The organism is Dactylosporangium darangshiense, assembly GCF_039537565.1.
Lineage (GTDB): Bacteria > Actinomycetota > Actinomycetes > Mycobacteriales > Micromonosporaceae > Dactylosporangium > Dactylosporangium darangshiense.
On sequence record NZ_BAABAT010000014.1, the window covers coordinates 131,617 to 150,641 of the forward strand.

Genomic DNA, 19,025 nt, shown 5'->3' on the forward strand with positions numbered 1-19,025 from the left:
AGTACGCCGCGCGCCGGGGAAGGGATGGATATGCCATGAGTTCGGCAGAGGGCGTCGTCCTCGTGATCGGGTGCGGCATGCAGCCGTACCGGGAGTACCTGCTGGCGTCGGCAGCGGGCCGGCATCCACTGTGGATGTTCAACTCCGCGGACCTGACCTGGCAGCGCGGGCACGTGCGCGGCGGCACCGTCGTGGACCTGTTCGACCGCGCCGCGGTGCTCGAGGCGGCGCGGGCGCTGGCCGCGAGCCGGCCGGTGCTCGGCGTGCTGTCGTGGGACGAGGCGCTGATCGTCACCGCGGCGCACGTCGCGCACGAGCTCGGCCTGCCCGGGCCGGGCATCGACGCGATCGAGGGGTGCCGCGACAAGTACCGCAGCCGCGAGGTCCTCACGGCCGCCGGCGTGGACCAGCCGAGGTTCGAGTTCGTCCGCGACGAGGCGCACGCCATTGCCGCCGCGGAGCGCATCGGCTACCCCGTCGTGGTCAAGCCGCGCGGGCTGGGCGCCAGCATCGGCGTGGTGCGGGCCGGCGACGCGGCGGCGGTGCGCGAGGCGTTCCACGCGGCCGAGGAGGCCAGCCTGATCGGCGCCGCGGCCTACCAGGGCGGCGCGCTGGTCGAGGAGTACCTCGACGGGCCGGAGGTCAGCATCGACGGCGCCGTCGTCGACGGGCGGTACCGCGCCCTGTTCGTCGCGCACAAGACCGTCGGGCTGTACCCGTACTTCGAGGAGATCGGCCACCTCGTCGACGGCGCCGACGGGCTGCTGGCGGACCCGGAGGTGCTCGGCACGCTCGCAGCCGCGCACACCGCGATCGACTTCCGCTACGGCATCACGCACACCGAGGTGAAGCTGACCGCGCGCGGCCCGGTCATCGTGGAGATCAACGGCCGGCTCGGCGGGGACCTGATCCCGCTGCTCGGCCGCTTCGCCACCGGCATCGAGCCGGGCGCGGTCGCGGTCGACGTGGCACTCGGCGTGGAGCCGTGGATCCGGCCGGCGGCCGAGCGCCGCTGCGTCGGCGTGCGCTTCGCGTACCCGCCCGAGGACTGCGTCGTCGAGTCGGTGACGCTGCCCGAGGTGCGTGCCGAGCGCGGCGTGCTGGCCGCGGCCGCCCTCGTCGGCCCCGGCGACCGGATGCTGCTGCCGCCGGCCGAGTTCATCTCCCGCTACGCCTACGTCATCGGCGCCGGCCGCGACCCGCAGGAGTGCGCGGCCGTGCTCGACGCCGCAGAGGCGCAGACCCGGCTCACCGCCCGCGCGCTCACCCTGACGGCGAGCGGTGGCTGACCCCCGCGAAGGGGAATCCCCGCAAAGGAGAACCGTATGTCCGACCAAGACGTCGAGATCCTGGCCATCGGCGCCGGTCCCTCGAACCTCGCGCTCGCGGTGGCCCTCGAGGAGATGGCACCGGGCCTGGCGCGCAAATCGCTGGTCATCGAGCGCGACGAGGAGGTGTCGTGGCAGCGCGGCATGCTGCTGCCCGAGGCGCTGTCCCAGGTCTCTTTCCTCAAGGACCTGGTGACGCTGCGCAACCCGCGAAGCCGCTTCTCGTTCCTCAACTACCTGCACGCCACCGGGCGGCTCAACGACTTCGTCAACATGGGCAGCTTCGTGCCGTACCGCCTGGAGCTCGCCGCCTACCTGCGGTGGACGGCGGAGCAGCTGAAGCTGGTCGGCGTCGCCCGGGGCAAGGAGTGCGTCGCGATCGATCCGGTCCTGCGCGACGGCGTGCTGACCGGCTGGGCGACGCGCACCGCCGACGGCGACACGATCCGCAGCCGCTACCTCGTCGTCGGGGCCGGCCGCGACCCGCGCATCCCCGAGCCGCTGCTCGGCGTCGCGCAGGAGCGGGTCATCCACAGCACGCAGTACCTGCAGCGCATCGCGGAGCTGCGCAAGGACCTGCCCTACCGGGTCACCGTGATCGGGGCCGGGCAGAGCGCGGGGGAGCTGTTCACGTCGGTGCAGTCGGAGCTGCCCGAGTGCCGGCCCACGCTGGTGATGCGCTCGATCGGCCTGAACACCTACGAGACGAGCAAGTTCACCAACGAGCTGTTCTTCCCCTCGTTCGTCGACGAGTTCCACGCCGCGATGCCCGAGGCCCGCGCGCGGATCCTCGCCCAGATGCACCACACCAACTACGCCGGCCTCGCGCCCGGCACGATGGACTCGCTCTATCGGCAGGTGTACCTGGACCGGCTCTCCGGCCGCTCCCGGCTGCGGATGATCACCATGCACGACCTGACCGCGGCCCGCGACGAGGGCGACGAGATCGTCCTGGAGCTCACCGACTGGCGCAGCGGCACCGTGCAGGAGCTGCGCACCGACCTGGTGCTGCTGGGCACCGGCTTCGCGCCGCAGATGCCGCGGATGGTGCGCCGCATCGCCGACGCGGTCGGCGTCGACGAGGTCGCCGTGACCCGCGACTACCGGCTGGTCCTGGACCGGCCCGCCACCGCCGCCTGCTACCTGCAGGGCGTCAACGAGGCCACACACGGCATCGCCGACTCGCTGCTGAGCGTCCTCGCGCCGCGGGCCAACGACATCCTGCAGGACATCCTCACCCACCGCGCCGCCCACCTCACCGAGGTGCAGGCGCCCCTCGCCGCCGCGTAGTACCCCACCATCCTGAGAGGACCGTCCATCATGGAGATTCGGCAGTTGCAGCGCGACACGATGAAGCGCGAGAACGGCGCGGACGCCCAGCGGCTGGTGCCGTGGCCGGCGCTGAACGCCCCGTTCGAGGGGTCCTGGTGCGTGGTGGAGCCCGGCGGCGCCACCGGCATGCACGCCCACCACGAGTACGAGATCTTCATCGCCGTCTCCGGCGAGGCCGTGCTGGACTCGCAGGGCGAGCGGCGCGAGTTCCGCGCCGGCGACATCGTGCACTTCCCGCCGCACACCGCGCACCGCGTGCTCAACGAGAGCTCGGCGCAGTTCGAGATGTACTGCGTGTGGTGGGACGCCGAGATGTCCGAGCGCTTCGTCGGCCGCCACGAGCAGCAGGCGTGACCGCCGTGCGCCGCGAGATCATCATCGGCGGGCCGCCGACCACCAACGGCGACCTGCACGTCGGCCACGTCGCCGGCCCCTACGTCGCCGCGGACGTGCACGCCCGCTACCTGCGGGCGGTCGGCCGCGACGTCGTCTATGCCTCCGGCGGCGATGACAGCCAGACGTACTGCGTCACCACCGCCAAGCGCCTCGGCACGACGCCCGAGGAGCTCACCACCCGCTGCTGGGGCCTCATCAAGGGCACGTTCGAGGCGATGGGCGTCGCCGTGGACGGCTTCGCGCCGACCGACGACGGCTACCGCGCCACCGTCTACGACTACGTCAACCGCCTGCACGCGGGCGGCAAGTTCAAGCTGCGCACGGTCCGGCTGCCCTACAGCGAGGCCACCGGCCGGTTCCTCGTCGAGGGGCTCGTCGGCGGCGACTGCCCGACCTGCCTGGCCGACAGCCGCGGCGGCATCTGCGAGACCTGCGGGCACTGGATCGACTTCGACGGGCTGATCAACCCCTGGTCGATCCTCGACCCGTCCGACCCGGTGACCTACCGCGAGGCCGAGATCCTGGTGTTCCCGTTGGAGGAGTACCGCGAGCGGCTCACCGCCTTCCACGCCGAGAAGGCCTCGACGTGGCGGCCGCACCTGGTCACGCTGATGCGCGAGCTGCTGGCCAAGCCGCTGCCCGACTACCCGATCACCTACCCGGTCGACTGGGGCATGCCGGCGCCGTTCCCGGAGACGCCGGGGCAGACCATCAACGCCTGGACCGAGGGCATGCCGGCCTCGATGTACTGCAGCGCCTTCGCCCAGCGCGAGATGGGCATCGACACGCCGACCGGCGACGACCCGTGGCGCGCCGAGCACGACGCCGAGCTGGTCTTCTTCGTCGGCTTCGACAACCTGTTCATCTGGGCCCTGGTGCACGTCGCCGAGCTGATGGCCCACGAGGGCCGTTACGTGCTGCCCAGCACGATCCTCACGAACGAGTTCTACGAGCTGGACAACGAGAAGTTCTCGACCAGCAAGGGCCACGTGGTGTGGGCGCGCGACCTCGTCGCCGAGGTGCCCCGCGATATCGCCCGCTTCTACCTCAACCTGTCCGCGCCCGAGCACGCCCGCACCAACTTCAGCCGCGCCGTGCTGGACAAGATCGCCATGGAGCGGCTCGTCAACCCGTGGAACGAGCTCGCCGCGACGTTGGCGAAGCTCACCGCCGAGGTCGGCGGCGACACCCGGCCGCTGCCCGTCTCCGCCGACGCCCGCGCCCGCGCGGCCATCATGTGCGAGCGCTTCGGGCAGTGCTTCGAGCTGGACAGCTTCAGCCTGACCCGGGCCGCGGACCTGATCGTCCAGCACGTCGAGCGCCTGCGGGCCACCGCCGCGCGGCTGGCCGAGGCCGAGGACGTCGCGCTCGACGCGCCGCTCGGCGAGCTCTTCCTCGAGCTGCGCGCGCTCGTCGGCTGCATGTCGCCGATCCTCGTCGACCTCGCCGCGCGGGCGGGCACGGCCGGCGGGTTCGCGCCGCGGATGACCGCCGACGCGTTCACCGATCAGCAGACCACGGCCTTCGCCGTGCCGCCTCTCGACTCCTGGAGCACGACGTGACCACGCACGCCACCCTCGACCCCGCCACGGCGTCGGACCCCGGCGCCGAGCGGCGCTCCCGGCGCGCCGAGCGGCTGCTGATCCCCGCCGGCTTCCTCACCACCGCCGGCAACGCCTTCCAGATCACCGCCGCGGCCATCCTCGTGTTCCGCGCGGAGAACACCACGCTGTCCGTCGGCTGGCTGTTCATCGCCGTGTCGATCCCGCAGGTCGCGCTCGCGTTCCTGTTCGGCAAGCTCGTCGACCGGGTCGACCGGCGCCGGCTGTCGGTCGTCGCCGACCTCGTCAGCGCCGTGACCGCGTTCGCGCTGCCGCTCTGGCTGTGGTTCGGCGGGCCGACGAGCCTCGGCTCGTACCTGGCCAACCTGCTGCTGGCCGTCTCGGCCGCGCTGTTCATGCCGGCGAGCAACGCCTTCGTCAAGGAGCGCGTCCTGGATGCGCGGCTGGGCAGGTTCAACAGCCACTTCGAGGTCGCCACCAACACCGGCATGCTGCTGGCCTCCTCGACCGCCGGGTTCCTGGTGGTGTGGTTCGGGCCGACGCCGCTGTTCGTGTTCAACTCGGCCACCTTCATCGCCTCGGGGCTGCTGACCTGGCTGTGCGGGCCGAAGCCCGCTGCGGTACCGAATCCGGAGCCCGAAACGGCCGCCGAGTCCGCCGCGCCGGCGCGTCGCGAGTCCGGCGAGCGGCCGCCGATCAAGCGGCTGGCGCTGCTGTTCACCAGCGGCAACGCCAACCTCATGGTGAGCAACACGATCCTGACGGCGCTGATCCTGGAGACGTTCCACCAGGGCGCCTGGATGATCGGCGTCGTCGACGCGCTGGCCGGCGCCGGGTTCATCGCGGGCGCGGCCTGCTACGGCTGGATCTCGCAGCACATCAGCGGCCTGCGCCTGGCGGTGCTCGGCACCGTCGGCTGCATGACGATGGTCGCCTTCGAGCCGACGCACTACGCCGTGCTGATGGCCGTCATCCCGGTCGCCGCGTTCTGCTTCGCCAACGGCCGCATCGCCGCGCGCACGCTGCTCATGCGGGCGAGCCCCGAGGACCGCGTGGGCCGCGTCTTCGGCGGCGCGCAGGCGTTCGGGCTGGCGCTGGGCATCGCCGCGACCGTCGGGCTGTCCTCGGTCGCCGACCGCTACGGGGTGCCGTGGGCGTTCTGGGGCCTGGTCGTGCTCGTCGTCGGCATCGCGGTGGGCACGTACCTGAGCCTCGCCCGGCCGCTGGCGCGGCTGCAGCGGGCGCCCGAGGTCCTTGAAGCCACCGCCGCGTAAGGGAGGGCGAGAACATGCAGCAGCTCGTCAAGCAGCGGGGCGGCGTGGCCACCTGGGCGTGCCTGCCCGGCTTCCCGCCGGCCGTCATCTTCCCGTTCACCCCGCCCGAGCGCTACGGCATGCGCAGCCTGTACGAGTTCCAGATGCTCATGTACCGGCCGCTGTACTGGCTGGGCCGCGACGGCGGTACCGGCATCGACTGGGACCTGAGCCTCGGCGAGGAGCCGGTCTGGGACGCCGACGGGCGCACCTGCACCGTGCGCATCAAGCCGTGGAAGTGGTCCAACGGCGAGACGGTGTGCGCCGACAACGTGATGTTCTGGATGCACATGCTGCAGCGCAAGGGCCCGCGCTTCGGCGCCTACGTCAAGGGGTACTTCCCCGACAACCTGGTGTCCTTCGCCAAGGTCGCCGAGGACGCCGTCAGCTTCACCTTCGACCGGGCGTACTCGCGCAACTGGGTCCTGCTCAACCAGCTCACGATGATCAACCCGATGCCGAAGGCGTGGGACCGCACCGCCGACGGGCCGGCCGACGCCACGCACGACCCGGAGCAGGCCGAGGCCGTCTTCGAGTACCTGATGGAGCAGAACGGCGACCCGACGGCCGAGGACAACCGCCACCGCATGGCGTGGCCCGACAGTCCGATCTGGAGCGTCGTCAACGGCCCGTGGCGGCTGCGGGAGTTCACCGCGGAGGGCGCCGTCACGTTCGTGCCCAACGAGCACTACAGCGGCCCCAACCCGGCGCAGCTCGACGAGTTCCGCCAGGTCCCGATCATCACGGACGAGCAGGAGTACGAGCTGCTGCGCCAGGGCCCGGAAGGCCCGGGCGCGATCCAGGTCGGCTTCCTGCCGATGGGCCTGGGCCGGCAGCCGTCGGGCGACCCGACGGTCGGCGGGCCCAACCCGCTCGCGCCGCATTACGAGCTGGTCCCGCAGGTGCTGTACACGATCCACTTCATGGCCCTGAACTTCCTCAACGCCGGCATCGGCGGGCACCTGATCCGCCAGCCCTACGTCCGACAGGCCCTGCAGAGCTGCATGGACCAGGAGTACGGCTCCCGCGAGATCTACCAGGGCTACGGCTGGGCGCAGACCGGTCCGGTGCCGGTGCTGCCGAAGAGCGAGCTGCTCGCGCCGAGCCTGTCCGGCGGCGCCGGCCGCTGGCCGTTCGACCCCGAACGGGCGCGGCAGCTGCTCGCCGACAACGGCTGGGACGTCAGCGTCTCGCCCGCGGTCTGCGTGCGGCCCGGCACCGGGCTTGGCGAGGCGGGCGAGGGCATTCGGGCCGGCACGAAGATGAGCCTTTCGCTTCGGTACATCGAGGGCCGGCCCGCGCTCACCAGGCTCATGGGCCAGTTCGTCGCCGACGCGGAGAAGGCGGGCATCGAGCTGCGCCCGCAGGAGGTCTTCGCCTCCGTCCTCGTCGCCGAGGACGGTCCCGGCGGGCCGACCGAGCAGTACCCGCGCACGTGGGAGCTGTCGTGCTGGAACGGCGGCTGGGTCTACAACTACCCGACCGGCGAGAACCTGTTCCAGAGCGGGGCGAGCTGCAACTTCAGCAACTATCAGGACGCGCGGGCCGACGAGCTCATCGAGCGCACCGTGCTCAGCGACGACCTGGCCGAGCTGCACGCCTACCAGGAGTACATCGCCGAGCAGGCCCCGGTGCTGCTCACGCCGAACTTCCCGCGGCGGCTGTTCGAGGTCGCGGCGAACCTGCGCGGCTTCACCCCGGTCAACCCGTACGGGCTGATCAACCCCGAGAACTGGTACTACGTGCAGGAGGAGGCGTCGTGAGACCGCTGGTCCTCGTCGGCTTCGTCGGCGCGGCACTGCCGTCGCTGGCGCAGCTCCAGCCGCCCGGGTCGGTCATCTTCGTCGAGGAGCCCGACGTCGTGCGCAAGCGCCAGGTGCGCGACAAGATCGCCGGCTCGCCGCTGGTGCGCGAGCTCATCGAGTGGGAGTTCCACCTCGCCGGCAAGGCCGACGAGTTCTACAACGCCCACCGCGGCCTCGAGCCGGCGGCGATCGTGCCGCTGGTGGAGTACGCGACCCCGTTCGCGGCCCGCCTCGCCGAGCGCTACGGGCTGCCCGGCTCCGGCTACGGCGCCGCGCAGATCCTGCGGGACAAGGCGCTGCTGCGCCAGGTCGCCGGGGCCGCCGGGATCGCCAACCCGGAGTCGGCCACCGCGCACGGCCCGGACGACGTGCTGGCCTTCATGACCCGCCACCCTGGCCCGGTCGTGCTCAAGCCCGCCAACCGGCAGGCCGCGGTCGGCACGCAGGTGCTGCACCACCCGGCCGAGGTCGAGCGGGCCTGGGCCGAGTGCACCGAGCAGGACGAGGGGATCTTCGTGCCGGACCGGCCGATGGAGCTGCGGATGCTCGTCGAGCGGTGCGTCGAGGGCCCGGAGTTCAGCGTGGAGATGCTGGTGCAGGACGGCGGCGCGCTGTTCGCCAACGTCACCGGCAAGCGGCTCTTCCCCGGGCCCCGGCCGGTGGAGCTCGCGCACGTCGTGCCGGCCGACATCCCGTCGGGGCTGGCCGCCAGGCTGGTCGGGGAGACCGGCCGGGTGATCCGGGCGGCCGGGTTCCGCGACGGCATCGTGCACTGCGAGTGGATCGTCGAGGACGGCGTGCCGTTCCTCGTCGAGTGCGCGGGCCGCTTCGCCGGCGACGGCATCATCGAGCTGATCCAGCGGGCCTACCCGGTGGAGCTCAACCGCGCCTACTTCGCGGTGATGCGGGGCGAGGCGCCGACGGTGCCGCTGCCGGCGCGGGCCGAGGGCGGCGCCGCGGTGTGGTTCCTGTCGATCGAGGCGGGCGTCGTGGACCGCGTCCAGGGCGTCGAGGAGGCGGCCGGCGCGCCCGGCGTCTTCGCCTGCGACGTGTCCGTCGCCGCCGGCGACACGTTCGGGGGGCTGCGCAGCTCCTGGGACCGCGTCGGCGACGTCATGGTGACCGCGGGCGACCCGGCCGAGGCGCTGCGCCTGGCCGAGGCGGCCGCGGCGCTCATCCGCATCGACACGGTCTCGCCGGCCCGGATGGCGGTCGCGGCCCAGTGAATGCCGAGCTTGTCGTCGACGCCGGGCGGCGCCTCGAGGTGATCGTCACGACCGTGTCGTCCGACGCGCACACGTGGAACCTGGTGTACCTCCAGCTGCTGCTGGAGGAGCTGGGGTGCCGGGTGACGAACCTGGGCGCGTGCACGCCGGACGAGACGATCCTGCGCGAGTGCCGGCTGCGCCGCCCCGACCTGCTCGTCGTCAGCAGCGTCAACGGGCACGGCGGGCAGGAGGGGCTGCGGCTGATCGAGGCGCTGCGCGACCGGCCCGAGCTGGTCGCCACGCCGGTGGTGATCGGCGGCAAGCTCGACGTGGTGGGCGGCGGTGCGGGCAGCACCGCCGCCGCCCTGCTGGCCGCCGGGTTCGACGCGGTCTTCGACGACGGCGCCGGCCTGACCTCGTTCCGGTCGTTCGTGCGGGCCCTGCCGGCCCGCGCGGGCGCGGCGATCGGGGCGCCGTGACGACCGCGGTCGTGCGGGCGGCCGCCTCGTTCGGCGAGGTCGTCGCCGCCCGCCGGGCCGCCGGCGAGCTCGTCGTGCAGCCGCGGATGGGCTTCGCCGACCCGGCCCTCATGCGTCAGGGGCTGCTCGCCACCCGCGACGCCGCGGCCACCACCGTCGGCACCATCACGCTGGACAGCTACACCCGCCTCGGCGACCACGAGGCGGTCCGGCGGGCCCTGGCCGCCGGGGCCGACCTCAACGGCTACCCGCTGGTGGACCGGGGCGCGGCGGTGACCGCGGCGATGCTCGACGGCGTCATGAGCCCGCGCTTCCCGGTCCAGGTGCGCCACGGCTCCGCCGACCCGCGCCGGATCGTGCGGACCCTGCTGGACTGCGGGCTGCACGCCACGGAGGGCGGGCCGGTGTCGTACTGCCTGCCGTACAGCCGCATGCCCCTCGCCGTCGCCGTCGATCACTGGCGGCACTGCTGCGAGATGCTCGCCGCCGCCCGCACCGGCGAGGTCGAGCCGCACCTGGAGACGTTCGGCGGCTGCATGATGGGCCAGCTCTGCCCGCCGGCGATGCTGGTGGCGCTGAGCGTGCTGGAGGGCCTGTTCTTCCGCCAGCACGGCATCCGGTGCATCTCGTTCAGCTACGCGCAGCAGACCCACGCCGGGCAGGACGAGGAGGCGGTGACCGCGCTGGGGGAGCTGGTCCGCCGGCACGTGCCCGACGCCCGCACGCACATCGTGGTGTACACCTACATGGGCGTCTATCCGCGCACCCCCGCCGGCGCCCGGCGGCTGCTGGCCGAGTCGGCCCGCATCGCGGCGCGCAGCGGCGCGGCCCGCCTGATCGTCAAGACCACGGCCGAGGCGCACCGCATCCCGACCGTCGGGGAGAACGTCGCCGCGCTGGAGCTCGCGGCTCGCGCGGCCCGCGGCGTCGCGCGGCGTGCCCCGGTCGCCGACACCGGCATCTACCGGCAGGCCAAGGCCCTGGTTGACAACGTGCTGACGCTGGACGCCGACGTGGGCCGCGCGCTGGTCGCCGCGTTCGCCAGCGGGTACCTCGACGTGCCGTTCTGCCTGCACCCGGACAACGCCGGGCGGGCGCGCGGCTACCTGGACCCCGCCGGGCGGCTGGAGTGGGAGCGCATCGGCGCGCTGCCGCTCGGCGGCCTGGTCGAGCTGCCCGCCGCGGCGCGCATGACCGCCGCCGGCCTGCTGGACGCGCTGCGCTTCGTCGAGCGCAAGTTCGACGGCGCATTCGATGGAGCAGCAACTCTCGAACACTCACCGAGGAGCCTCACATGACCGTCGCCCCCGTGATGAAAGCGCCCCTGCCGCCCGGCACGCGGGAGCACCTGCTCTCGCCGGTGACCCACGCGGCGCTGCGCCTGCAGAACGCGATCGCCATCGCCAGCCGCGAGTTCCTGGCCGCCAACGGCTTCGTGGAGCTGCTGCCGCCCATGCTCGGCCCGGTGACCGACCCCGGCGTGCGCGGCGCGAAGCAGCTCGACGTCGACTTCTACGGCCACCGCTACAAGCTGATGACCAGCGTGATCCTCTACAAGCAGGCGTCGCTGCTCGCCTTCGACCGCATCTTCTACCTGGCGCCGAACGTGCGGCTGGAGCCGCTGGAGACCGCGACGACCGGCCGGCACCTGGTCGAGTTCCACCAGCTCGACGTCGAGATGCGCGACGCGACCCGCGACGACGTGCTGGCGCTGCTGCAGGGCCTGATGCGCCACATCGTCGCCCACGTGCTGCGCGAGTGCACCGGCGAGCTCGCCGCGCTCGGCCGCGACCCCGGCGCCTTCGCGGCGCTGCTGCGCGACGACTTCGAGCGGATGACCCACACCGAGGCGGTGCGGCGGCTGCAGGGGCTGCTGCACGGCCAGAGCGCCGACGCCGAGATCGACTGGCAGGGCGAGAAGCTCATCTCCGAGCAGACCGACCGGCCCTTCTTCATCACCGACTACCCGAAGGGCTCGCGCGGCTTCACCGACGGCGAGTCGCGCACCGAGCCCGGCGTGCTGCGCAACTTCGACCTCATCGCGGCCGACGGCTTCGGGGAGCTGGCCAGCGGCGGGGAGCGCACGCACGAGTACCGGCGGCTCATCGAGCGGATGCGCGAGTCGGGGGAGAACCCGTCGAAGTACGCGTGGTACCTGGAGCTCGCCCGCGACGGCGGGCTGCCGGCCAGCGCCGGTTTCGGGCTGGGCATCGAGCGGGTGACCCGCTACCTGGGCGGGCTGGAGACGGTGTGGCAGGCCACGGCGTACCCGAAGCTGCCCGGGGTCCTGGCGCCATGAGCGCACTGTCCGCTGACGGCCTGCCGGAGGACTCGATCCGCCGGCGGGCCCGCGACGGTACCGCTTCGGTGTTTCCGGCCCTTGACGGCTACGGCAGGCGCCTCTACGGTGCCGAGCCGGCGGCCGGGGGCGGCGACGAGCTGGACCGGGCGCGGGTCGTACCGCCGGTGTTCGTGCCGCTGCGCCTGGAGAAGCTCTACGAGCTCGGGCGCGAGCCCCTGTACGGCGACGTCGATATGACCGCGGCGGTGGGCGGGTTCGCCTCGCCGCTGCCGCTGTTCGTCTGCGCGTTCGGCTCGACCCAGGTGGCGGGGGCCGGCGACCTGGGGCGGGCGGTGAGCGAGCAGGCCGGCCGGCTCGGCATCCCGATGGTGATCGGCGAGAACGTGGTGCCCATGCACGGGTACCGCGACGCCGGCCTCCTCAGCCGCATCCGCGCCTACGCCGCCGCCGTCCCCGACGGCCTCGGCGGGGTGGTGGTGCAGCAGAGCACCGAGGACGCCGACGCCGAGGTGTGGAATCTCGTCTACAGCGACCCGGTGGCGACCGAGCTGCTCAACACCGGGCGGCTCGCGTTCGAGCTGAAGGTGGGGCAGGGCGCCAAGCCGGGACTCGGCGGCATGACGGTGCTGCCCCGCGCGGCCGCCGCCTCGGTCGCGGGCCAGTTCCTCGTCGACGACGCGTTCGGCGCGGGCGCTCCGACCGTGCTGCGCAGCAGCAGCCCGGGCACGTTCACCGAGGAGATCCTGCGCCAGCAGGTCCACCTGATGCGCAACAACTACCCGCGCGCCCGCACCTGGGTGAAGCTGCACCCCGGCCGCGACGTCGGCCAGGCGGCGGAGATCGCCTGGGCGGCCGGCGCCGACGCGGTCACGGTCGACGGCGCGGAGGGCGGCACCGGGTGGGCGCCGCCGGTGTTCCTCGGCCAGGTCGGGCTGCCGCTGGCCGATTGCCTTCGCCGCATCGACAAGCACGAGGCGACGCTGCTGGCGTCCGGGCGGGTCTGGGAAGGCGGCCGGGCGCTGAAGTGCCTGGCGATGGGCGCCACCGCCGTCGGGCTCGGCCGGGCGGCGCTGCTGGCCGCGGACGAGGACGCCGCCGAGGGCCTGGTGCGGCTGGTGCGCTGCCTCGAGCTGGAGCTGCGGCTGCTCATGAGCGCGTTGGGCAAGTACGCGGTGCCCGACCTGGGCGCCGAGGACCTGTGGTGGCCGAGCGAGGGGAGTGACCGTGATCGACTATGACGGACGGCGGTTCAAGGGGCACGCGCCGGACGCGCCCGTGGCGACCTATCGCCAGAGCGGGGAGGTGGTGTGGTCGGAGTGGAGCGGCGGCGACGTGCGGCGGGGCTCCCTGGCGGGCCTGTGCGCGCCGGACGGCACCGTCTCGTTCGCCTACTGCATGGTGCTCACCGACGGCAGGGTGGTCTCCGGCCACAGCGTGAACACCCCGGAGTTCCTGCCCGACGGGCGCATCCGGCTCAACGAGCGGTGGGAGCGCTTCGGCGCCAACGCCGCCAGCGGCACCTCGAGCATCGAGGAGGTGGCGGGCTAAGGCACCTGTTCGCCGACGTACTCGGCGTAGACCCGTTTCGGCACCGACATGCGCCACGACTCCACGATGAGCTCCTCGAGCTCGTCGAGCTCCAGGGCCGCGAGCCAGACGCGCACCCAGTTGTAGCGCATGTCGGACGGGATCGGCAGGTGGAACTTGTCGGGCTCGCTCGCGATCAGCGCGTTGCGGCCCTCCTTGGGATATCCGAATCCCATCTCCGTCTCGTCCGGCGACAATGACAGGAACACCAGCTGCCCGACCCGGAATTTGACCCGGTCGCGCACCAGCGCCTCGTATGCGCGGGGTAGCGACAATGCGATTCTGCGGACATCATCGACGGTGACGGCCATGCATTACCCTTCCCGCGATACGGCGGCGGACATCGTGACGCTCACGTAGAGGTATTCGTCGAGGATTTTCGCCAGCGAGATCCGCGGGCGGCCGACGAGGGCGGCCAGGCGCCGCTCCTCGACCCCCGCCTCGGCCAGCACCGCCGCCGCCCACTGCCGGCCGAGCCGCTGGTGCGCGGCGAATGCCGGGCCGTCGCGGCCGCCGTGCAGGGCGGCCGCGATCGCGGCGTCCCAGGGCATGATCGCGTTCGGTCGCAGAGCGTAAAGGGCCTTCGCGGCGGCGGTCGGGCCCAGGGTGCGCCGCACCGGACCGGCCGACACCTCGACCGCGACGAGTCCCGCGTAGGCGTCGCCGAGCCGGGTGATCTCCTCGTCGGCGAGCGCGGCCAGGGCCGCCGCCGGCAGCTCGGGCCCCCATCGCCGCCACCAGGCGGCGACGCCGTCGTCGAAGGGGGCGGGCTCGCCCTCGCGCGGGTAGCGGATGCGGCAGCCCCAGGAGTTCAGCCAGCGCAGCAGGAGCGCGCGGTGCTCGGCCCGGTCCAGATCGACCGCCGGCGCGGTCTGCTCGACCAGCCGGTGCCAGCTGCGGTCCACGTTGGGGAAGCCATTGAAGATCATCGCGGTCCGCTGGAGGTCGGCCAGGCTGGGCGCGTCGATGGGCACGGGTCCGAATCCTAGCGCGATGTGACCGGTCCGCAACAACCCGGCAACGCTGGGTACCCATAATGACGCGATACGCGATCGTTCGAGGATAATTGACCGATCCCACCTTTCGGCGCCGGTTTTGGGATGCTGGCAACTTTTTTGCCGGCGCCGGTGGATGATCGAATTCGGTCAGTGGCCCGATCAATCGACCCGCCCGGGCCCCGCCGCCGGGTAACCGCCGGACCGGGCGAACGCCCCTGCCGCCGCGCCCGCTGAACCGGCCTTCTAGCAGCTCAGCAGTACATATGTGCGAACGCCGACTGTGGTCCGCGTCACGACGATCCCGGGATTCCATCGATGTTCGTCGTATTGACGAACTACACCGGGAATGATGTTTGATCGGATGGTCCGGCGGGGTTGCCGATGCGTGCGGAAGTGCTACATCCCGACTCACCCCTTTCGCTGGCGATGATCTTCATCTATGTTCACCCGAGTCTGATCGAAATCCGGTGCGCCTTGCCGGCCGCCGTATCGGACGACATTTCCGCGGCGTTGTGGAGGCGCTCGCCGACGGGGATGACCCAGGCATTGCGCTGCGCGCCGCCCCGGCGGTTGTCGCGGCGCAACTGTTCGTTCATGAACCGATAACCCGGGGCCGTAGCCACGGACAGTCGTTCGTGTCCGAATGACTGTGGCGGGCCGTGGCGACGCCGCGCACAGCACCGTGCCCGGCGCGGGCGGACCCCCGCACTGAGCACGACGTCGACGACAGGAGGCCAGCATGCGACCACAAGCCGCATACCTCGCAGCGCTCGACCCGAGCACCGCCGCCCCGGCCGGAGGGCGACGAGATGGGTAGGCCGGAGCGCCCGCTGGACGGAACCGGCGGGCCGATCACCGAGTTCGCGCGGGACCTGCGGGCGTTACGACGACGGGCCGGCAACCCCAGCTATCGCGAGCTCGCCCGCACGGCCCTGTTCGCGCCGTCCGTGCTCTCGACCGCGGCCAGCGGCCATCGGCTGCCGACCCTACCCGTGACCCTCGCGTTCGTGGCCGCCTGCGGGGGCGACCGCGCCGCGTGGGAGCGGCGCTGGCGCAGCGTCGCCGGCGAGGCGGGGGCCGCCGGCGGGACGGCCGCGGTGCCCGAGCCGCGCGAGGAGCCACCGCCCGAGGTGGACGCGGCCGACCCGTGGCCGCTGTCGCGCGTGATGTCCAACCTGGCGCGGCCGGCCCAGTTACCCATGGGCTCGAGCACGTTCGTCGGGCGCGGTCAGGCCCTCGCCAACGCCGCGATGCTCGTCGGGCGGCCGGGCCCCGTGCGCCTGCCGCTGATGGTCAGCGGCCCGATCGGCGTCGGCAAGACCGCGTTCGCGCTGCGGCTGGCCGACGTCGTGTCCTCGGAGTTCCCCGACGGGCAGTTGTACGCCGACATGGGCAACTGCGAACCGGGGACGCACTCGACGTACCAGATCATGCGGGGCTTCCTGCGAGCGCTCGGCGTGCCGGCGCCGCTCGTGCCCGACGACCCGATCCAGCGCATCGGCATGTACCGCTCGCTGCTGGCCCAGCGCCGCCTCTTCGTGCTGCTGGAGAACGTCACCGACGAGGGCCAGGTGCGGCCCCTGCTCGCCCGGGCCGCGCACAGCCAGGTCGTGCTCACCAGCCGGGCGCGCCTGCTCGGCCTCGACGACGCGCACCGCGTCGACCTCGACGCCTTCGCCCGCCACGAGTCCCTCGAGCTGGTCGGCCGGATCGTCGGCGCCGAGCGGGTCGAGTCGGAGTACGCCGCCGCGTCCGCCGTCGCCGAGATCTGCGGCGACCTGCCGCTCGCGATCAACATCGTCGGCCGCAAGATCGCCGCCCGCCCGGAGTGGGCGCTGGCGCACACCGCCGGGATGCTCGCCGACCGCGACCGGCTCATCGACAGCCTCTGCGTCGGCGACGTCAACGTGCGGGACCGCTTCAGCGCCGCCTACGAGCGGCTGTCGACGGCCGGCCGGCAGGCGGTGCACGAGCTCGGCATCGGCGGCGCCGGCTGGACGACCGCGGTCGCGCTCGCCGCGTCACTCGGCGTGCGCGTCGACGAGGCCGACGACGCGCTCGAGTCCCTCGTCGACGCGGGCCTGCTGACCCGCGCCTCGGTCGCGGGTCGCTACCGAGTGTCCACATTGGTCGGTGTGTTCGCCGAACACGTGCGCCACGAGGCCGCGCAGCTCGGTTCGCCGCTGCGCGACCGCCGCGCACAGCGCGAGGCGCCGGGCGTTGATTGTTCGGTACCGCCAATGCTTCCGGTCAACGCGGCCCGCCCCTTGAATGAGCCGAGAACGCAGCGGGCGTTCGGCGCGATGGAACGGACCGGCGAGACGGCATAACCGTCCCGGGCCTCCTCGCAAGCGACGGCGGGAGGCGTGCGGTGCGGATCGTCATGGTCGGCGGCGGGGTCATCGCCCTGCTCAGCGCCGTCGAATGCGTCGCGGCCGGGCACGAGGTGACCGTCGTCGACCACGGTGACATCCCGCACCCCGCGGCCGCGTCCTACGACCGGCAGCGCGTGGTGCGGGCCCTGCACCTCGACGATCCCGCGGCCACGGCGGCCGGCGCACGTGCCGTCGGGCTGTGGGCGGGACTGCAGGGCCGCCTCGGCGCCGCGTTCCTCGAACGCACCGGCGCACTGACCGTGCTGCCCGACGCCGACCTGCTGCGCGCCCAGGCGACCCTCGCCGGCGCCGGCGCCCCGTCGCGGGTCCTCGGGCCGCGCGCCCTCGCGGAAGGCTTCCCGCACCTGCGGTTCCCGGACGGGGCGAGCGCCGTCGTCGAGCCCGGCGCCGCCATCGTCCTGGCCGACCGGGCGCTGCACGCGTGCGCGGACTGGCTGCGCGCGCACCCGCTCGCCGAGCTCCTGCCGCGCCGGCGGGTCGTCGCGGTGCGCGGTACCGCCGTGCACCTCGCCGACAACACCCGGCTGCACGGGGACGCGGTGCTCGTGGCCGCCGGCGCCTGGTCCCGCCCGCTGCTGCCGCCCGCCCTGGCCGCCGAGCTCGTGCTGCACCGGCAGAGCCAGCTGCACTGCCGCGTGCCCGACGCCGACGCGGCGGCCTGGTCCGCCATGCCGACCGTGCCGTCGCTGGGCATCGGCGGCGGCGCGTGGCTGGTGGTGCCGGTCGCCGGCACCCCGCTGAAGCTCAGCGCGTCCAGCGCCGGCCGCGTTGTGTCCACCATGGACGGTCAGGAGACGTCGCCGCGGTGGCGTCGCCGCCTGCTCGACCTGCACGCACCCGCCATCGCGGGACTGTCCGAGGACTGGGTCCTCGAGGCCCGTGACTCCTACTACCTCACGCACGCGCCGACCGGCGGCCCGCTCACCGTGGCCATCGGCGAGCGCGTGCTGGCACACGCCGCCTGCGGCGGCTCGTCGTTCAAGTTCGCCCCGCTCATCGCACAGTCCCTCGCCGCACGCCTGACCGGCGCGGCCCGCCCGACCACACTGCGAGGTGTGTCATGAAACTGCTCGCCATCGAGGCCACCCAGAACGGCTACTACTACCAGTCGCGGTACCGCCAGATCACCGACTTCGGCGGGGACCTCTACGTCCTCAACGGCGTCGGCACGGACGACCTGTGGCCGGCCGGGCGCTACCGCGTCGCCGGCAGCACGCACATCGACGAGCTCGTCCGCCACGCCCGCGCGTGGCACGAGCAGGAGCGCTTCGACGGCGTGCTGACGTTCTCCGAGTCCGGCGTCGTCGCGGTCGCCGCCGTCGCCGCCGCGCTCGGCCTGCCCAGCATCGGCGTGGAGGCCGCCGTCACCAGCCGCAACAAGCTGCTCATGCGCCGGGCGCACGAGCGCGGCGGCGCGGCGCACCCCGGCTTCCGCCACGTGCCCGACGTCGACGCGGCGCTGCGCGCCGCCGAGGAGTTCGGCTACCCGGTCATCCTCAAGCCGACCCTCGGCGCAGCGAGCAACTTCGTCTTTCGCATCGACGACGCCGAGCAGCTGCGCACCCGCTACGCCCAGGCGCAGGAGGGGATCGCGGGCATGTCGTGGTACACGATGGAGGCCGAGGGTCTCGACCTCGGCCCGCACGGCCTGCTCGTGGAGTCCTTCCTGGACGGTCACGAGCACCTCATCGAGGCGCTCGTGTGGGACGACGAGGTGTACCTCGGCTCGATCGTCGACCGGGTCACCATCGAGGGCGACACGTTCGACGACGACGTCCACCACGCGCCCACCGCTTTGACGCCGCAGCAGGTCGCCGACGTCCACGCGGTCGTCGCGGCCGGCGTGCGCGCACAGGGCCTGCGCCGCAGCGCCCTGCACGCCGAGGTGCGCTTCCACGAGGGCCGTCCGTTCCTGCTCGAGATCGCGGTGCGCCCCGGCGGCGGCGGCCTGGACCACATGGCCCGCCTATCGGCCGGCTACGACCCGATCCGCGCCGTCATGGACGTGGCCCGCGGGGAGAAGCCTGACGTGCGGCACTTCACGCCGACCGAGGTGCACACCGCAGCGATGTGCATCATCAGCGCGGCCGGCACCGTCGAGTCGGTCGGCGTGCCGCCCGAGGTCGCCGAGGCCCCGTCGCTGTTCTACCTCAAGATCATGGCCCGCCCCGGCGACGTCATCCGCCGCCCGCCGCACGGCAACAACATCATCGGCGGCATCGGCGCGACCGGCACGTCGCTCGACGACGCCATGCACACCGCCACCGACCTGGCCGGCAAGGTCGAAGTCCAGCTTTCCTGATCTTTCCTTGGAGGTTT

The 19,025-nt window shown here is 72.9% G+C and carries 18 protein-coding genes; 15 read left to right on the forward strand and 3 right to left on the reverse strand.

Annotated features, from left to right (window positions below):
• The first annotated feature begins 35 nt into the window (after positions 1-35).
• The 12 genes from ABD901_RS25655 to ABD901_RS25710 are packed head-to-tail and all read left to right on the forward strand — an operon-like array spanning position 36 to position 13,273.
• Entirely contained in the window at positions 36-1,289 is a 1,254-nt protein-coding gene (locus ABD901_RS25655) for an ATP-grasp domain-containing protein (RefSeq protein WP_345129873.1), read from the forward strand.
• Between the two features lie 36 nt (positions 1,290-1,325).
• Positions 1,326-2,618 carry a lysine N(6)-hydroxylase/L-ornithine N(5)-oxygenase family protein gene (locus tag ABD901_RS25660; RefSeq protein ID WP_345129874.1) on the forward strand — a complete coding sequence of 431 codons (1,293 nt, stop codon included), beginning with the start codon at positions 1,326-1,328 and terminating at the stop codon, positions 2,616-2,618.
• A 30-nt stretch (positions 2,619-2,648) separates the two neighbouring features.
• Positions 2,649-3,014 (forward strand): cupin domain-containing protein, encoded by a 366-nt coding sequence (locus ABD901_RS25665; RefSeq protein ID WP_345129875.1) that lies wholly within the window; start codon positions 2,649-2,651, stop codon positions 3,012-3,014.
• Entirely contained in the window at positions 3,011-4,618 is a 1,608-nt protein-coding gene (locus ABD901_RS25670) for a class I tRNA ligase family protein (RefSeq protein WP_345129876.1), read from the forward strand. The genes ABD901_RS25665 and ABD901_RS25670 overlap by 4 nt, the downstream gene beginning before the upstream one ends.
• Entirely contained in the window at positions 4,615-5,892 is a 1,278-nt protein-coding gene (locus ABD901_RS25675) for an MFS transporter (protein ID WP_345129877.1), read from the forward strand. The genes ABD901_RS25670 and ABD901_RS25675 overlap by 4 nt, the downstream gene beginning before the upstream one ends.
• A gap of 14 nt (positions 5,893-5,906) precedes the next feature.
• On the forward strand, positions 5,907-7,694 hold the full coding sequence (locus ABD901_RS25680; RefSeq protein WP_345129878.1) for an ABC transporter substrate-binding protein: 1,788 nt from the start codon (positions 5,907-5,909) through the stop codon (positions 7,692-7,694).
• Positions 7,691-8,962, forward strand: a complete 1,272-nt coding sequence (locus tag ABD901_RS25685; protein WP_345129879.1) for an ATP-grasp domain-containing protein — start codon at positions 7,691-7,693, stop codon at positions 8,960-8,962. Before ABD901_RS25680 ends, ABD901_RS25685 begins: the two co-directional genes overlap by 4 nt.
• A complete protein-coding gene (locus ABD901_RS25690; RefSeq protein ID WP_345129880.1) occupies positions 8,959-9,423 on the forward strand; it encodes a cobalamin B12-binding domain-containing protein in 465 nt (154 codons plus the stop codon). The genes ABD901_RS25685 and ABD901_RS25690 overlap by 4 nt, the downstream gene beginning before the upstream one ends.
• Positions 9,420-10,721, forward strand: a complete 1,302-nt coding sequence (locus ABD901_RS25695; protein WP_345129881.1) for a methylaspartate mutase — start codon at positions 9,420-9,422, stop codon at positions 10,719-10,721. Before ABD901_RS25690 ends, ABD901_RS25695 begins: the two co-directional genes overlap by 4 nt.
• The gene (locus ABD901_RS25700; protein ID WP_345129882.1) at positions 10,718-11,722 is read left to right on the forward strand and encodes an asparagine synthetase A; all 1,005 of its coding nucleotides are present in this window, start codon (positions 10,718-10,720) and stop codon (positions 11,720-11,722) included. Before ABD901_RS25695 ends, ABD901_RS25700 begins: the two co-directional genes overlap by 4 nt.
• The gene (locus tag ABD901_RS25705; protein ID WP_345129883.1) at positions 11,719-12,963 is read left to right on the forward strand and encodes a glutamate synthase-related protein; all 1,245 of its coding nucleotides are present in this window, start codon (positions 11,719-11,721) and stop codon (positions 12,961-12,963) included. Before ABD901_RS25700 ends, ABD901_RS25705 begins: the two co-directional genes overlap by 4 nt.
• The gene (locus ABD901_RS25710; RefSeq protein ID WP_345129884.1) at positions 12,950-13,273 is read left to right on the forward strand and encodes an avidin-fold protein; all 324 of its coding nucleotides are present in this window, start codon (positions 12,950-12,952) and stop codon (positions 13,271-13,273) included. The genes ABD901_RS25705 and ABD901_RS25710 overlap by 14 nt, the downstream gene beginning before the upstream one ends.
• Here ABD901_RS25710 and ABD901_RS25715 read toward each other — a convergent pair.
• The 3 genes from ABD901_RS25715 to ABD901_RS25725 form a co-directional block, all read right to left on the reverse strand.
• Positions 13,270-13,623, reverse strand: a complete 354-nt coding sequence (locus ABD901_RS25715; RefSeq protein ID WP_345129885.1) for an MmcQ/YjbR family DNA-binding protein — start codon at positions 13,621-13,623, stop codon at positions 13,270-13,272. The genes ABD901_RS25710 and ABD901_RS25715 overlap by 4 nt on opposite strands.
• Before the next feature lie 3 nt (positions 13,624-13,626).
• Entirely contained in the window at positions 13,627-14,286 is a 660-nt protein-coding gene (locus tag ABD901_RS25720; protein ID WP_345129886.1) for a hypothetical protein, read from the reverse strand.
• A 467-nt stretch (positions 14,287-14,753) separates the two neighbouring features.
• Positions 14,754-14,906 carry a hypothetical protein gene (locus ABD901_RS25725; protein ID WP_345129887.1) on the reverse strand — a complete coding sequence of 51 codons (153 nt, stop codon included), beginning with the start codon at positions 14,904-14,906 and terminating at the stop codon, positions 14,754-14,756.
• A gap of 213 nt (positions 14,907-15,119) precedes the next feature.
• Here ABD901_RS25725 and ABD901_RS25730 point away from each other — a divergent pair, with 213 nt between their 5' ends.
• Genes ABD901_RS25730 through ABD901_RS25740 form a run of 3 tightly spaced genes read left to right on the forward strand, consistent with a single transcriptional unit; the run spans position 15,120 to position 19,008 of the window.
• On the forward strand, positions 15,120-16,640 hold the full coding sequence (locus tag ABD901_RS25730; protein WP_345129888.1) for an NB-ARC domain-containing protein: 1,521 nt from the start codon (positions 15,120-15,122) through the stop codon (positions 16,638-16,640).
• Between the two features lie 41 nt (positions 16,641-16,681).
• Positions 16,682-17,770: an NAD(P)/FAD-dependent oxidoreductase gene (locus ABD901_RS25735; RefSeq protein WP_345129889.1), complete on the forward strand. Its 1,089-nt coding sequence runs from the start codon at positions 16,682-16,684 to the stop codon at positions 17,768-17,770.
• Complete coding sequence (locus ABD901_RS25740) at positions 17,767-19,008, forward strand: ATP-grasp domain-containing protein (protein WP_345129890.1); 1,242 nt, start codon at positions 17,767-17,769, stop codon at positions 19,006-19,008. The genes ABD901_RS25735 and ABD901_RS25740 overlap by 4 nt, the downstream gene beginning before the upstream one ends.
• Positions 19,009-19,025: the final 17 nt, after the last annotated feature.

Excerpts from the sequence above, each read along its gene's own strand:
- ABD901_RS25655 (WP_345129873.1), top strand. The coding sequence starts at position 36 with ATGAGTTCGGCAGAGGGCGTCGTCCTCGTGATCGGGTGCGGCATGCAG.
- ABD901_RS25660 (WP_345129874.1), top strand. The coding sequence starts at position 1,326 with ATGTCCGACCAAGACGTCGAGATCCTGGCCATCGGCGCCGGTCCCTCG.
- ABD901_RS25665 (WP_345129875.1), top strand. The coding sequence starts at position 2,649 with ATGGAGATTCGGCAGTTGCAGCGCGACACGATGAAGCGCGAGAACGGC.
- ABD901_RS25680 (WP_345129878.1), top strand. The coding sequence starts at position 5,907 with ATGCAGCAGCTCGTCAAGCAGCGGGGCGGCGTGGCCACCTGGGCGTGC.
- ABD901_RS25700 (WP_345129882.1), top strand. The coding sequence starts at position 10,718 with ATGACCGTCGCCCCCGTGATGAAAGCGCCCCTGCCGCCCGGCACGCGG.
- ABD901_RS25705 (WP_345129883.1), top strand. The coding sequence starts at position 11,719 with ATGAGCGCACTGTCCGCTGACGGCCTGCCGGAGGACTCGATCCGCCGG.
- ABD901_RS25715 (WP_345129885.1), bottom strand. The coding sequence starts at position 13,623 with ATGGCCGTCACCGTCGATGATGTCCGCAGAATCGCATTGTCGCTACCC.
- ABD901_RS25725 (WP_345129887.1), bottom strand. The coding sequence starts at position 14,906 with ATGAACGAACAGTTGCGCCGCGACAACCGCCGGGGCGGCGCGCAGCGC.
- ABD901_RS25730 (WP_345129888.1), top strand. The coding sequence starts at position 15,120 with ATGGGTAGGCCGGAGCGCCCGCTGGACGGAACCGGCGGGCCGATCACC.
- ABD901_RS25740 (WP_345129890.1), top strand. The coding sequence starts at position 17,767 with ATGAAACTGCTCGCCATCGAGGCCACCCAGAACGGCTACTACTACCAG.